The sequence below is a fragment of the Sphingomonas sp. genome (genome assembly GCF_017745215.1).
GTDB lineage: Bacteria > Pseudomonadota > Alphaproteobacteria > Sphingomonadales > Sphingomonadaceae > Sphingomonas.
The window spans coordinates 231994-246471 of sequence record NZ_JAGHZV010000005.1 but is presented as its reverse complement, the minus strand read 5'-3'; the positions used below and the strand labels follow the sequence as shown (position 1 = coordinate 246471).

The window sequence follows — 14478 nt, the reverse complement described above, 5'->3', positions numbered from 1 at the left end:
CACGCTCGACAGGAGCAGGTTCCCGCTCCCCGCATCGACGTACACGCTCTCCCCGCCGCGGCCCGCCACCGCGCTCCCCAGCAACCCCCCAGACCCAAGCACCGACCCCGAGCCCCCGCTAAGCCCAGCACCCTTGCCCGTGATGATCGCTACCATCTCTTCCCCGCCCCCTGACGCCGCCCTCGGCGCGTGATCAGGAAAGATCGGCGGGATCCTGCTTTTGTTTAGCGGAGTGCGAATTCCGCCGGTGGCGGACCGGGCGCATCAAGCGCCCGGTGCCTCAGCGTTGCGGGGTGACCAGCGCGCCTCGCAGCGCCGTCCTGGCGGCCGAAATCCCGTCGCCGCCCTTCGAGGGATCGCCCGACTGCACCGTCTCGAGGCGATCGAGCGCCGTCAGCGCGGCCGCGTCCTTCGTCGCGAGCGCGCCCGCCAGCCGCTCGTTCGCTTGCTGGGCAGAGCGGACATTGCCCTGCTGGATCTCGACGCCGAGCAGCACGCCCGCCGCCGTCGTCGCCAGAGCGCCCACGGCATTGAAGATCACCAGCACCTGGCTCCATTCGGGCGGCTTGTCGCCCGGATGATAGAGCTCGAACAGCAGGATTCCCGCAACGCCCATATAGGCGACGAGCAGCAGGCCGGCGACGATCATCCGGTACTTCGGAGCCGTATCTTCCATGTGAACCTCCTCTGGTGGTTAGCTTGGCCGCACTTCGTTCCACGCTCCCCGGCGATCGCGCCCGATCAGGAGCATCCGCGCCATGTAGGCCGGATCGAATTCAACCCCCTTCGCCGGCGGGCCCGCCGCGATTTCATCCTTGGTGATGAAGGCGAAGCGCACCTGCTGCCCGTCGCCGGCGCGCGCCAGCACGTCCCGCATCGAGAAGGCATAGACCTGGTTCACCAGGATTTTCCGGGCTCGGCCGACGATATCCAGCGCCGAATATCGCGGAGGCGCGGAATAGGGCACGGTCAGGTCGCCGTTGCGGATCATGTCGGTGCGGATGACCGGCGCGGACGAAGCCGTGCCCGCGGCCCGCGGCGAGCGGAACGTCCTCGCCGCCTCGGCGCCCGCCTCGATCGCATTCACCGCGAACACGCCGAAACGCAGCCCCGCATCGACGTAGAGATGATCGTCGATCGGAACCGGCGGCGTGCCCAGCGGCTCGGAGGACGCGGCGATCATCACGTCGATGAAGCAATCGCGCGCGTGCCGGTCGCCACCCGCATATCGCCGGGCGAGTTCCAGCATGTCGATCCGCTCGGCGTCGCCCGTGTCCCAATTCAGCAGAAGCGTGAAGAGGCCTCGGCGCCTCGGGTCCAGCATCGCGAGCCGGCGCAGGGTCTGGTCGGTGATGAGCAGCCCGATGCGGCGCCTGAGCGGCGCCAGGTCGCCCGACGCCGCCTTGCGAAGGATCCCGGCCACGCCGCGCGACCGGTACAAGCTGCCTTCGCGCGATATCGAATAGCCCGAGACCAGATCGTCGATGTTGCGCCGGCCGGGTCGGTTCGCGTCGGCGGGGAAATCGTCCGCGGCGTCGAGGCGGCGGTCGTCGGGCGGCGCCTCGTTCCCCAGCAGGGCGAGCGGCGCCTGGAGCGCGCCGGTGCTGACGCCGGTCACGACGTCATAGTCCGGCAACGGCGCCAGGCCCGCCAGGAACCCCGAGCCGAAGGCGCCGTCCTGTCCGCCGCCGCTGAGAACGAGATGGCTGGCCCGAGGCTGGGGCGGGCCGAGCGCCTCGATCCCGGCCGAACGCGCCGCGGCGGCGTTGCGGAGGATCGAAACCATCGGGTCCTCCGGCGCCTCGGCTTGCGCCCCCAGCCGACTGCCGGTGCCCAGATCGATCCGGAGCGGCACGCCCGGAAGCGCGCAGGCCGGCGCGCCCGGCGCGGGCGCGGGCCGGGGAACGGTGCAGCCGGCCGTCAGGGAAAGCAGCCCGGCGGCAGCGATCGATGAAACGCGCATTCTCATCTCCTGTCTCTCGCAGCACGCCGGACGAGTCAGTTCGCCAGCAGGCCTTCGATCTCGGCCATCAGCGCCTCGAAGGCGGCGTGATTGCCGAGGTCGAGGGTCGACGCGCGCCCGGCGAGCCTGCCGAGCACGGCCTCGAACGCATCGTCGTCGCGGCCCATCGCCTGCAGGCTTTCGTCATATGCCGCCATCGTGTTGGCGTTGACGCGCTGGCGCCGCGGATCCGCGACCGGGAGCCGGTTGAAGAGGAGGCTGAGCGAGTCGCCGAGCGAAGCCCAGGCAGCGGAAAGCGTGGTCGAGTTCATGGCAGGTTCCTCCGATGTCAGGGTTCAGAACAGCGCGGCGACGGCCAGCAGCCCCTTGAGCGCCGACAGGATGCGCTTGCGGATTTCCGCGGCCTTGAGGCGCCGTTCCGCCAGCGAGAGCTTGGCGTGGGGATCGAACAGCAGGGCGCGGTAGGACGCGTGCGCCTCCCCGAACGCGTCGAGCAGCTTGTCGAGCTGTTCGCGCGTCGCCTGGACCTTGGCCAGTTGCTCGGTGACCGCCAGCGAGCGATCGGCAGTGGCGCGATATTCGGCGCGGTCCGCCGCCGGGATGCGCGTGTATCGGCAATCGGACGCGCTGCCCGGCGGGCAGAGCGCCAGCATCGCGCTCGCCTGATAGCCGCGAACGCCGTCGATCTGGGCGCCCTCGAGCTTGAGCGACGTGGCGAGCGCGTCGGTCCAGGCATGCGAAATGGCACGGAGCGCATCGAGCGAGGCCCGGAACTCGTTGTCGTCGAGCTTGGCCTCGATCCTCCTGAGATCGCGGACCTGATCCGCCGAGCTGATCAGACCGGAGATCAGGTCGAGGATCGTCTTGGCGCTCTTGAGCTGATCTTCCGACACCGGCAGCGACAAATTGCTGCCGACGATCCCGTTGATGTTGCTGATCACCCCTTCCAGCTGGTCGCGCGCGTCGGTCAGCGTTCCGGCGATGTCGATCGGCTTGCGCGTGGCGATGGCGTCGACCGCATCGAGATAAGCCACCATGCCGTTGATCGTCGCCAGGCTGATCTTCGCATAGGCCTGCGAGGGCCCCAGCACCTTGTGTCCGCGCCCGCCTTGTTCGATGATGCAGCCGCCCGTGGCGCCGGGACCGATCTCGAGCGTCGACGACAGCGCCTGGCAATTGGGATCGAAGGCGGCGAGCTCGACGAGATAGCGCCGGTAGCTGGCGGCGGTCTCGTCGATGGTCTTCCGCGATGCGGCGGTGGCGGCGTTGCCGGCCTCCACCATCGTGCCGGCGCGGCCGAGCTGCAGCGTCGAAGTGACGCAGCCCGAAAGCGCCAAGGCGATCGCGAGCGCGCCGGCCGCGGTGGCCGGGCCGCGCGGCGACCTGCCCATCGCGGATCGAGTTCGAGAATAGTCCATCGCCGTTCCCCTGAAAATCGAGAGTGCACGGCGAACAAATCATCTCATCATCCGGCGATCGTTACGTCGGCGTCCTCGTTGCGTGAAAAAAGCCGAAATTCGCGACTTTCGAGCCGCCGCGATCTTGGAAGACGTGCGCAATCGTGCAGCATTGCGGCATTCGTCCAAGGAGGCAGGTCTTATGTCCGAGGTCTGGAACAACTATCATGGGACCCACATGATCGAGGTCTTCGATCAGCGCCGGTTCAACCCGAAGGGAAAGCTGCAGCCCGACGGCAAGACCAAGGGGCAGGAAATGTTCGCCCTCAGCTCGGCCGATCTTTTCGCGCACCTCCGTCTCGCCGACGCCTCCGGCACTTATTGCGGACTGATCGGCAAGGCCTGGTCGTTCAGCATGCTCACCGGAAATACCAAGCTTCAGCTCGAGTGCGGCGGCAAGCTGGCTGGCGAGAGCCACCTTGAGGACAACAGCGGGCTCGTGGGCATCGTGCCGTTCCGCCCCGGCGAGCTGCACGCGGCATCGCAGCTTCGCCCCGGCCTGCTCGCCTGGGTGCGCGGCGGCACCACGATGCGCGCGCTCGCGCTTTGGGCCGAAGCGCATAATCTGTCGATCAGCACCAGCGGCGACCAGCTCGGACCCTCCCTCGCCGGCGCGATCGCGACCGGCACGCACGGGTCGCGCTTGGGCTACGGAGCGCTCCAGAACATGGTGCGCGGCCTGCACCTGATCACCGGGGACGGTCATTCGGTGTGGATCGAGAGGGCGAGCAATCCGGTCCTGGCAGACACCGTGGCGACGTCCTTCGCGGACAAGGTCATCCGTGACGACCGCAAGTTCGCCGACGCGCTCGTTCACCTCGGCGCGATGGGGATCGTCAATGGCGCGATCGTCGAGCTCGAGCCCCTGCGGCTCTTCCAGAAGAATGTCCCCATCCTCAGGCTCGCGCCGATGTGGGACGATTGGCTCAAGGCGGTCCGGGCGCGCGATTTCGCGAGGGCGGCCAAGATCCTGGGATGCGACATCAGCCCGATCTTCTACGAATTCAGCCTCAACCCCTTCGACCCGAAGGGAGAGGAAAGCGTCCATATCTTCTATTCGCCGACGACCGCGCTGATCGACACCGAAGTTCCGGGCCGCACGCCACGCCCCGCCGACGCGGTGATCCAATATGTGCTGCAGCAAACCCAGCTGGGCATGCTGGAGCCGGACGCCGCTCCGGCAGCCGATCTTCCGGCGATCTACATCGGGCTGGTCCGCAAGGCGCTGGAGGATGAGGCAAGCCTTCCGAACGCGCGGAAATGGAGCGTGCTCCATTCGAGCGACCAGGCGACGGGCGGGCCCGGCATGCTCTACAACGCGGGCTTCGCGATCCCCTTCGGCGAGCTTTCCAGGGCGATCGACATCATGTGCGACACGGTGAAGGACATGGGGCCGGGGCGGCAATTCATCTTTACCTATCGCTTCGTCACCGGCGCCGCGGGAACGCTCGCGCACCTGCGCTGGCCCGAAAGCGTGGCCGTCGAGCTCGATGGGGCATCGCCGGCCGCGCTCCTGCCCTATCAGATCGGGGCGCCGAACAGCCTCCAGGCCGCCAAGGCGATACAGGACGCCTTTCACAGGCGGGGCCTTCCGTTCGCGATGCACTGGGGAAAGCTCGGCAATGCGCCGGCGATCGTGAAGGAAAATTTCGGCTCGGCGGCCGAGGCGGCCTCGTCGCTCGGGCAATGGAACAAGACCCGCGACGCGCTCCTCCAGCCCGAGGGCAAGCGGACGATGCGCAACCAGCTGGTCGACAATTATGATCTGGCATGACGCCGGCGAGTCAGCCCTGCGAGAGACTCGCCTCCAGCATCGCGCGATGCATCGGGCTGGGAAAGAGCGCGAAGACGCGGTCGAGGTCGCCGCTCCGCCGCAGCCGCGTGGCGATGGTGGCGGCGACCGACGTCTCTCCTTTCAGCCGTGCCGCCATGTAGAGCCCGGCCATGGTGAGGGCGTATTGGGGGATGTGGATGTGTGCTTCGAACAGCAGCGCATAGGCCTCGTCGATCTCGCCCATCATCAGCCGCGCGAGCCCGATCCCCGTGATCGCATGGGCCCGGACGCCGGAGACCGGATTGATGCGCAGCGACAGCTCGAACCGTTCGCTCGCGCGGGCAGGGCGATCGCTGGCGAGATCGACCCAACCGCCCCAGAACAGCGACGGCTGATAGGCGGGGAACAGGCTGAGCGCGCGATCGACGAGATGGTCGGCGATGCGCAGGTCGCCACCCGTGAGCGCGAGCGTACCCGCGCAATAGCCCATCACCTCGACGTTGTCGGGCTCGAGCCGCAGCGCGTTCTGGTATTGGAGCATCGCCGTCCGCCGGGCAGCCTCGGGATTCGCCGTCCAGCCCGTGGAGAATGCCGCGGCATTGCAGAAGGCGCAGAGCGACGCCGCCCATCCGCTCTCGCTTTCGTGCGCCACCAGATCCTCGGTGAGCACCAGCGCTTCGCGGATCGAGGCGCTCGTCCACTGATGGAGCAGCGCGTTCGCACGCCAGTAGAGGTGGTAGCTGTTATCCATCCGCGCGGGGCGGGAGAGGCCGCGGTGGCGCTCCGCCTGGTCTATCCGCGTCCAGATTTGCGGCGTGATCGCCTGCGCGATCTCGTCATGGAGCGCCAGCGCGTCGCCATGCGGGTGCCGGAAGCTGCTCGCCCAGCGCTGGATGCCATTGGCCCCGTCGACGATGCGCACGCTGACGCGCATGGCGTCCTCGCCTTCGGCCAGCGTCCCCTCGAGCAGATACTGGACACCGAGCGTGACGGCGATCTCGCCGGGCAATTGCCCGCGCTCCAGCAGCATCGCCGCGGAACTGGTCGATACGACGAAGATGTGCGGATAGCTGGCGAGGCTCATGCTGATCGCTTCGGCGAGCATCAGCCCGCGCTCGACGGCGTCCCGGTTCGAGGTGTCGCCCGCGCTGAACGGCAGGACCGCGATCGAGGGCTTGGGCACCAGCGGCGGCGGCCGGGCGACGACGAGGTCGCTGCGCGGCGGCAGGGGGCCGCCGAGCAGCGCCTGCGGGGTGACCGAACCGGCGAGCGGGGGCTCGATCACGGTGAGGCAGACTTCCTCGATCCGGCGACGCTGCGTCCGGAGCCAGTCCTCGAACTCGTCGCAGCCCGGCAGGTCGAAGCCTTCCAGGAACACCGGGAACAAAGTCACGTCGCGATCGAGCCGCGGCGTGATCGCCAGCGCGTCGACGTCGATCCGATCGAGATCGAGAACGACATGCGACGCGTTGCGGGTGATGAGCGCCGGCGCGCCGCTGGCGTCGAGCGTCTGGACCAGGCTCGACAATTCGCGGCGCAGGCTCGCTTGCGCCTGCTCGATCCCGCGGCTGCCCCACAGCATCGACTGGAGCCAGACCCGCGCCCGCTCGCCGCTGGGAGTCATTGCAAGGAGCGCCAGCAAGGCGCAGGCGCGCTTGCTGGTCAATGAAATGCGCGCGCCATCGGCCGAGAACAGCGCAAAGCTTCCCAATAATCGCAGCCTGTACTTGCCGCTCGTCATCGCCACCATCTAATCTCGACGGAAACAGCTTATGGCGACAGTGCCCCGGCAATTCTTAGGTCGTTTATATTTATTTGCGCAACAGTTTTGATTTTCGGCCAATTGCCGGCAGGAGGCGGTTCAATGCGCCGCGCCCGGCCCCACCGCGCGCCTGGGCCGCGGGGTCAGCCAGATGATCATCGCCGCAGCCACGAAGACGAAGGCCGAAAGCAGGAAGACGTGGCTCGTCGCCAGCGACGACGCCTCCTTGTCGACCAGCTGGGCGACGATCGCGCGGACCTGATCGAGCGAGAAGCCCTGCGCGGTGAGGCTGTCCGCCGTGCCGTCGGTGTTGAGCCGGGCGACGATCTCGCTGCGGGCGATGCGCGACTGATCGTCCCACATCGTCGTCGAGACCGAGGTGCCGATCGCGCCCGCCATGGTGCGCAGGAAGCTCATCACGCCCGCCGCCGACGCCACTTCGCGCGGATCGACCGAGGCGAGCGCGAGCGTGGTCAGCGGGATGAAGAAGAAGGGCATGCCGAAACCCTGCAGCATCTGCGGGAAGGCGAGCGACCAGAAGTCCGCCTGGCTGTTCCAATGGACGCGGAGCAGCGACGTGAAGCCGAGCCAGAGGATGCCGAAGCAGACCAGCAGGCGCGGGTCGACCTTGGTCGAGAGCTTGGCGACGATCGGCGACATGATCACCGCCGCCACGCCGGTGAAGGCGGTGGCATAGCCGGCATCGGTGGCGGTGTAGCCCATGTTGAGCTGCAGCCACTGCGGGATGATCACCGCCGAGGAGAAGAAGGTTGCGAAGGCGAAGGACAGCGACAGGACCGAGACGGTGAAGCCGCGGTGGCGGAACACGCGCAGGTCGACGATCGGCTGCGCCTCGGTGCCTTCCCAGGCGAGGAAGACGAGGAGACCGATGACGGCGACCACCGCGAGCGACACGATCGTGCCGTCGTTGAACCAGTCATGCTCGCGGCCGAGGTCGAGCATGATCTGCAGCGCGCCGATCCAGAGCAGCATCAGCATCAGCCCGACGCGGTCGACGCGGAGCTGCTCGGTGGGCGTCTCGACGCGCGCGAGCAGGCGCATCGCCCCGAAGGCGCAGAGCGCGGCGACGGGAATGTTGATGAAGAAGATCCAGTGCCACGACCAGCTGTCCGAGATGGTGCCGCCGAGGATCGGGCCGAGGATCGGCGCGACGACGGTGGTCATCGCCCAGACGCCCATCGCCTGGGCGCGCTGCTCGGGCTTGAAGATGCGCATGAGCAGCGTCTGCGAGAGCGGCATCAGCGGGCCGCCGCACAGCCCCTGGCCGATCCGGCAGGCGACGAGCATGCCGAGCGAGGTGGACAGGCCGCACAGCGTCGAGAAGACGCCGAAGCCGATCATCCCGAAGGTGAAGGTGCGCACCGTGCCGAAGCGGCCGGCGAGCCAGCCGGTCAGCGGCACGCACACCGCCTCGGCGACGGCATAGGAGGTGATGATCCACGTCCCCTGGCTGCCCGAGATGCCGAGGCTCCCCGAGATATGCGGCACCGAGACGTTGGCGATGGTGGTGTCGAGCACCACCATGAAGTTGGTGAGCGCGAGCACGACGCCCGCGAGGATGAGCGGGACCCCGGTGAGGGGCGCCATCGTCTCGGCCTTGCTGCCGGTCATCGGAGGTGTCCTCAGTTCTTCGAGATGTCGATCTCGGCGTCCATCGACAGGCCCACGCGCAGCGGGTGCGCCTGGAGCTCCCTGGGGTCGAGCGCGACGCGGACGGGGAGGCGCTGGACCACCTTGATCCAGTTGCCCGTGGCATTCTGCGCGGGGATCAGCGCGAAGGACGAGCCGGTGCCGCCCGAAAGGCCGACGACCTTGCCGTGGTACTCGACGCTGCCGCCGTAAAGGTCGGACTTGAGCGTCACCGGCTGGCCGACCTGGACCTTGGCGAGCTGGCCTTCCTTGAAGTTGGCGTCGACATAGAGCTGGGCGACGGGGACGATCAGCATCAGCTGCGCGCCCGGGGCGACGCGCTGGCCGACCTGGACGTTGCGGCGGGTGATGACGCCGTCGATCGGCGCGCGGATCACGGTGCGCTCGAGGTCGAGCTTGGCCGCGACGACCTTGGCCTGGGCGGCGAGCACCTCGGGCGCGCTGTTGGCATTGGTGCCGCTGATCAGCGCATTGTTCGCGGCGAGCTCTCCGGTGGCGGCACCGCGGGTGGACGCAGCCTGGGCGACGCCGGCGCGCGCGAGGTCGAGATTGGCCTTGGCCGACGCGAAGGCGTTGGCGGCGGTGGTCAGCTCCTCGCCCGACACCGCGCCATTGGGGGCGAGGCGCTGGCGGCGGGCGAGGTCGACGCGGGCCTTCTCGTAATCGGCCTGCGCGGAAACGAGCTGGGCGCGGGCGCGCGCGATATCGGCGTCGCGCGCCTGGACCTGCGCGGCGAGCGCGGCGCTGGTCGCCGAGGTCTGGCCGTACTGCCGGCGGGCCTTGGCGAGCTCGGCCTCGGCCTGGGCGAGCGCCACGCGCGCGTCCCGGTCGTCGAGCTGGACGAGCATGTCGCCCTTGCGCACCTGCTGGGTGTCCGAGACCGCGACGGTGGTCACCTGCGCGGCGAGCATCGGCGTCACGCTGGCGCTGTCGGCGCCGACATAGGCGTTGTCGGTGCTGATGTAATGGCTGCCGACCAGCGCGTACCAGCCGCCGTAGCCGACGCCGGCGATGAGCACCGCGGCGCCGATGCCGGTTAGCAGCCGCCTGCGCAGCGTGTTGGGCTTGGCCGCCACTTCCTGGGCGTTCGTCGTGGGGAAGGCGGGATCGGCGTCAGCCATGGGTCGGGTCCTTGAGAACGGCAGCGTCGGCCGCGGTGTTGGTGGAAAAGCCTCCGCCGAGCGCGCGGACCAGCTGGACGTCGAGCGTGAACGCCCGCGCCTCGAGGTCGGCGACGATCTGGCGGTTCTGCAACACCCTCTCCTCGGCGGTCAGAACATCCAGGAAGGTCGACAGGCCGCCTTCATAGCGTTGCCTGGCGATCGAATAGGCGGCCTCGGACGAGGCCAGCGCCTGCCGGCTCTCCGAGAGGCGGGTCTCCAGCGCCTGGCGGCTCGTCATCGCATCGGCGACTTCGCGGAAGGCGGTGGTGACGGTCGAGTCATAGGTAGCGACCGCTTCGTCGTATGCGGCGCGCGCGCCCTTGTATTGGCCGGCGAGCTGGCCGCCGCGGAAGATCGGCAGGCTCACCGCCGGGCCGACCTGGCCATAGGTCGAGCCGCCCTTGAACAGATTGTCGAGCCCGAGCGCCTGGAGGCCGACCAGCGCCGTGAGGTTGACGGAAGGGTAGAAGTCGGCGCGGGCGACCTTGATGCGGTTCGCGGCAGCCTCGACGCGGGCGCGGGCGGCGGCGATGTCGGGGCGGCGGCCGATCAGATCGGTGGTGACGCCGGCGGGCAGGTCGTGCGCCTGGGCGGGGCGGGCGGGGAGGGCGATCGCGAGGCCGCGGTCGGGGCCCTTGCCGAGCAGCGCGGCGATGCGGTTGCGCGTGAGGCCGATCGCTTCGTCGGTCGCGGCCAAGTCGGCGCGCGCGGCGGGGACGGCGGCGTCCGACTGCTTGAGCTCGGCCTGGGTATCGAGCCCGTTGGTCACGCGATCGCCGACGAGCTTCTGCGTCTCGAGCCGGAGCTCGAGCGCCTTGGCCTGAACCGCGCGCTCGGCGCCGAGGCGCGCGAGATCGGCATAGGCGCTGGCGATGTTGGTGGAGAGCACGAGCCGCGACTGTTCGAGCTCGATCCGCGCCGCCTCGGCATCCGAGGTGGCGGCGGCGAGCGCGGCGCGGTTCTTGCCCCAGAGGTCGAGGTCGAAGCTGAGGCTCGCGGCGAGCTGGCCGCTGTCGTTCCAGCCGTGCGGCACGAAGGCGGCGGGGATGCCGTTGTTGTAGCTCTGCTTCGATTCGTTCGCGCCGCCCTGGGCAGTCACCGAAGGGAGCAGCGCCGCGCCGGCCTGCTGCGCATAGCCCTGCGCCGAGCGGAGCCGCGCGGCGGCGGCGGCGAGATCGGGCGAATCGGCGAGGCCCTCGGCGATCAGCGCGCTGAGCTGGGGATCGCCATAGGCCGACCACCAGTCGGTGGCGGGCCAGGCGGCGGCGACCGCGCGAGGGGCGAGCGACTGGTCCGCGGCATAGCTCGAGGCGGCGCGCACCTCCGGGCGGGCGCCGAGGTTCGGCACCGGGGCACAGGCCGAGAGCAGCGTGCCGGCAGCAAGAGTGGCGAGGAACAGGGGGCGGTAGCGGGGGTATGTCATCTTTTTATACCGTACTGTCTGGTACGGCAACGCAGATGGGCGCCTGGCGATCCCTTGTCAAGCGAAAATCGTACCCTATAGTACGGTAATGGAGACGGAGATCGAAACGGCGGAAAAGGCGCCGGGCAAGCGCGAGGCGCGCAAGCAGGATCGGCGCGAGGCGATCCTGGCGGTCGCGCGGCGCATGTTCCTCGAGAACGGCTATTCGGCGACTTCGATGTCGGCGATCTCGGCCGAGCTCGGCGGGTCCAAGGGCACGCTGTGGAGCTATTTCCCCTCGAAGGAGGAATTGTTCGGGGCCGTACTCGACGAAACGACCTCGGCCTATCGCCGGCAACTCGCGGACCTGCTCAAGCCGGGTGAGGACGTGGGCGCGACGGTGCTCCAGTTCTGCCGCAGCTTCATCGCCAAGGTGACCTCGCCGGAGGGGCTGGCGCTCCACCGGCTGGTGGTCGCCGAGGGAAGCCGCTTCCCCGAGGTGGGCGAGATCTTCTATCGCCGCGCGCCGCGCGCGACGCAGGAGATGCTTGCGGCCTTCTTCGCCGGCGCGATGGACGCGGGCGCGCTGCGCCGCGACGATCCGCTGCGCGCCGCACGCGTGCTGGCGAGCCTGTGCGTCGGGGGCGCACACCAGCGCATGCTCTGGGGCCAGAAGCCCACCGATGCCGAGCGCGAGCAGGAAGCGGCGCTGGCTGCGGAGATCTTCCTCAGGGCCTACGCGCCGGAGTGATTGCCGGGTGAATCCCGGCCAGCTAAATCCCGGAACGCGGCATCGGACGGTTGACAGCGGTTACATCTCCGCTTGCGCTGCGCCGACTCTCTCCAATATGCCATGCAATCGTCACACGGGCCAAAGCCCGGTCCCCGGGGGAGCCGATGTCCAGCCGTCCGACGATCAAGGAAGTCTCGAAGATCGCCGGGGTCTCGTTCAAGACCGTGAGCCGCGTGCTCAACAACGAGAAGCATGTGAGCGAAGCGACGCGGCGGCGCGTCGAGGAAGCGGTCGCGCGGCTGAACTTCCGGCCGAGCCATGCGGCGCGCACGCTCGCGGGGCGGCGGAGCTTCTCGGTGGCGCTGCTCTACGACAATCCGAGCCCCTATTACGTCTATCACGTGCAGCATGGCGCGCAGCAGCGCTGCGACGAGCTGGGCTTCCGCCTGCTCCACCAGCCGGTCGACGCCGAGGCGGCGGACTTCGTGCCGCAAGTGATGGCGCTGATCGACGAGGCGCATCTCGACGGCGTGATCATTTCGCCGCCGGTGACCGAATCGACCGAGCTGATCGAGACGCTCGAGCGGCGCGGCGTACCCTATGTGCGGATCGCGCCGGGGGTGAAGCGCGAGCTGGGCATGCTCGCGGCGATGGACGACGTCGCGGCGGCGCGCGAAGTGACCGAGCATCTGGTGGGGCTGGGGCATCGCACGATCGCCTTCATCCACGGGCCCTCGACGCACATCTCGTCGCGCGAGCGGCTGAAGGGCTATCGCGGCGCGCTGGAGGCGGCGGGAATCAAGTTCGACGAGGACCTGGTGGTGCCGGGCGACTATAGCTTCGCTTCGGGGCGGGAGGCGGCACGGACTTTGCTGGCGCGCGCGGCGCGGCCGACGGCGATCTTCGCGGGCAACGACGAGATGGCGGCGGGCGCGCTGGCGGTGGCGCACGAGTTCAACATCGCGGTGCCGGGGCAGCTCTCGATCGCGGGCTTCGACGACACCGACCTGGCGAGCGCGGTGTGGCCGCCGCTGACGACGATCCGCCAGCCGGTGCGCGAGCTCGCCTATGCCGCCGCCGACCTGCTGCTGGGCGGCAAGCCCGATCCGGAGCAGGTGACGCTGGGGCATGCGCTGATCGTGCGGAGCTCGACCGGGCCGGCGCCGAAGCGGTGAGGGTCTAAAGCCCTTCCCCTTCAGGGGAGGGGGGGCGGAGAAACGGCTGTCCCACCCTTGCACAATTGTTAACCACCCTCGGGATTTGCCCAAATCGTAAACGGCGCGTTAACTTGCGCGCATGGACCCGCTCTCGATCGCTTCGCCGGCTGCCAGCCACCCGATCCGCCGCACGATCGCGCGCGCGCGCGCGGTGGAGCGCAAGCGCCGCGACGACAGCGACCTCAAGCTGTTCGCGCTGAGCTTCACCGCCTTCTTCGTCTGCTTCTACACCTTCCTGCTCTGAGGGCAGGCGGCGAGGAGACGATCAAGTCCCGTCGCCGCGCAGCGTCAGCACTTCGACGCCGCTCGCGGTCACCGCGACCGTATGCTCGAACTGGGCGGAGAGCTTGTGGTCGCGCGTGACCACGGTCCAGCCGTCGTCCTCGGTCGAGACCATACGGCTGCCCTGGTTCACCATCGGCTCGATCGTGAACACCATGCCTTCGCGCAGCCGCATGCCGGTGCCGGGCTTGCCGAAGTTGAGCACCTGCGGATCCTCGTGCATCTCGCGGCCGATGCCGTGGCCGCAATATTCGCGGACGACGGTGTAGCCGTGCTTCTTGGCGTGGCGCTCGATCGCGAAGCCGATGTCGCCGAGCTGCGCGCCGGGGCGGACCTGGCGGATGCCCTGCCACATCGCCTCCTGCGCCACCTTCACCAGCCGCCGCGCGGCGGGCGGGGTGTTGCCGACAAGATAGGTCTTGCTCGAGTCCGCGATGAAGCCGTTCTTCTCGAGCGTGATGTCGAGGTTGATGATGTCGCCGTCGCGGATGATCGCCTGCGCGTCTGGCACGCCGTGGCAGACGATATGGTTGATCGAGCAGTTGAGGACGTATTTGAAGCCGTACTGCCCCTTGCTCGCGGGCCGCGCGGCGAGGTCGACGGTGATGAAGCGCTCGACCAGGTCGTTGACCTGCATCGTCGACATGCCGGCGAGGTCGAGCCCGTCGAGCATCTCGAACACCGAGGCGAGCAGCCGGCCCGAGATGCGCATCAGCGCGAGTTCGTCGGGAGTCTTGACCATGTCAGGCGGCCAGCGTCTCGGCGAGGCGGACCTGCGCGCCTTCGAGCTGGAAGCGGACGATCTCGTTGAACGAGCGTGTCGGGTTGGCTTCGGCGAGCATGCCGATCTTCATCCAGAATTCGGCCTGGGCATTGATCGAGCGGCACATCACCGCGCTCGCCCGGCGGACCTCCTCGTGGAGTTGATCGTCGATCTTCACAATGCCCATCGGACCCTCGGCAGGTGGCTGAAGTATGGTCCGTATACGATTCGTATATCGACTGCAATGGCGAGCGAATTCGAGTCGGCATCGGTTCGATCCGGTTAAGTCGG

At 68.6% G+C, this 14478-nt stretch carries 14 protein-coding genes; 4 read left to right on the top strand and 10 right to left on the bottom strand.

The features are described 5' to 3' along the window. Window positions 1–280: 280 nt before the first annotated feature. The 4 genes from J7495_RS07480 to J7495_RS07465 are packed head-to-tail and all read right to left on the bottom strand — an operon-like array spanning window position 281 to window position 3354. Window positions 281–676, bottom strand: a complete 396-nt coding sequence (locus J7495_RS07480; protein WP_294055844.1) for a hypothetical protein — start codon at window positions 674–676, stop codon at window positions 281–283. 18 nt (window positions 677–694) lie between these two features. Beyond that, entirely contained in the window at window positions 695–1963 is a 1269-nt protein-coding gene (locus tag J7495_RS07475; protein WP_294055843.1) for a patatin-like phospholipase family protein, read from the bottom strand. A gap of 35 nt (window positions 1964–1998) precedes the next feature. Continuing rightward, window positions 1999–2274 carry a hypothetical protein gene (locus tag J7495_RS07470; protein ID WP_294055842.1) on the bottom strand — a complete coding sequence of 92 codons (276 nt, stop codon included), beginning with the start codon at window positions 2272–2274 and terminating at the stop codon, window positions 1999–2001. A 24-nt stretch (window positions 2275–2298) separates the two neighbouring features. Further along, window positions 2299–3354, bottom strand: coding sequence for a hypothetical protein (locus tag J7495_RS07465; RefSeq protein ID WP_294055841.1), 1056 nt, complete (start codon window positions 3352–3354; stop codon window positions 2299–2301). Window positions 3355–3562: 208 nt separating this feature from the next. Between J7495_RS07465 and J7495_RS07460 the strand changes: the two genes are divergently transcribed. Continuing rightward, window positions 3563–5194: an FAD-binding protein gene (locus J7495_RS07460; RefSeq protein WP_294055840.1), complete on the top strand. Its 1632-nt coding sequence runs from the start codon at window positions 3563–3565 to the stop codon at window positions 5192–5194. Window positions 5195–5204: 10 nt separating this feature from the next. Here J7495_RS07460 and J7495_RS07455 read toward each other — a convergent pair whose 3' ends face one another. From J7495_RS07455 to J7495_RS07440, 4 genes are all read right to left on the bottom strand, one after another. Beyond that, complete coding sequence (locus J7495_RS07455; RefSeq protein WP_294055839.1) at window positions 5205–6860, bottom strand: hypothetical protein; 1656 nt, start codon at window positions 6858–6860, stop codon at window positions 5205–5207. 195 nt (window positions 6861–7055) lie between these two features. After that, window positions 7056–8588 carry a DHA2 family efflux MFS transporter permease subunit gene (locus tag J7495_RS07450; RefSeq protein ID WP_294055838.1) on the bottom strand — a complete coding sequence of 511 codons (1533 nt, stop codon included), beginning with the start codon at window positions 8586–8588 and terminating at the stop codon, window positions 7056–7058. Window positions 8589–8599: 11 nt separating this feature from the next. Further along, a complete protein-coding gene (locus J7495_RS07445) occupies window positions 8600–9748 on the bottom strand; it encodes an HlyD family efflux transporter periplasmic adaptor subunit (RefSeq protein ID WP_294055837.1) in 1149 nt (382 codons plus the stop codon). Next, window positions 9741–11213 (bottom strand): efflux transporter outer membrane subunit, encoded by a 1473-nt coding sequence (locus J7495_RS07440; protein ID WP_294055836.1) that lies wholly within the window; start codon window positions 11211–11213, stop codon window positions 9741–9743. Before J7495_RS07440 ends, J7495_RS07445 begins: the two co-directional genes overlap by 8 nt. An 88-nt stretch (window positions 11214–11301) precedes the next feature. Here J7495_RS07440 and J7495_RS07435 point away from each other — a divergent pair, with 88 nt between their 5' ends. The 3 genes from J7495_RS07435 to J7495_RS07425 all read left to right on the top strand — a co-directional run bounded on the left by J7495_RS07435 (window position 11302) and on the right by J7495_RS07425 (window position 13386). Beyond that, entirely contained in the window at window positions 11302–11943 is a 642-nt protein-coding gene (locus tag J7495_RS07435) for a TetR/AcrR family transcriptional regulator (protein WP_294055835.1), read from the top strand. A gap of 146 nt (window positions 11944–12089) precedes the next feature. Further along, on the top strand, window positions 12090–13100 hold the full coding sequence (locus J7495_RS07430; RefSeq protein ID WP_294055834.1) for a LacI family DNA-binding transcriptional regulator: 1011 nt from the start codon (window positions 12090–12092) through the stop codon (window positions 13098–13100). A 121-nt stretch (window positions 13101–13221) separates the two neighbouring features. Then, complete coding sequence (locus J7495_RS07425) at window positions 13222–13386, top strand: hypothetical protein (RefSeq protein WP_294055833.1); 165 nt, start codon at window positions 13222–13224, stop codon at window positions 13384–13386. Between the two features lie 21 nt (window positions 13387–13407). Here J7495_RS07425 and map read toward each other — a convergent pair whose 3' ends face one another. Both map and J7495_RS07415 read right to left on the bottom strand, forming a co-directional pair. Further along, window positions 13408–14166: a type I methionyl aminopeptidase gene (map, locus tag J7495_RS07420; RefSeq protein WP_294055832.1), complete on the bottom strand. Its 759-nt coding sequence runs from the start codon at window positions 14164–14166 to the stop codon at window positions 13408–13410. Window position 14167: 1 nt separating this feature from the next. Beyond that, on the bottom strand, window positions 14168–14374 hold the full coding sequence (locus J7495_RS07415; protein WP_294055831.1) for a ParD-like family protein: 207 nt from the start codon (window positions 14372–14374) through the stop codon (window positions 14168–14170). Between the last annotated feature and the right edge of the window lie 104 nt (window positions 14375–14478).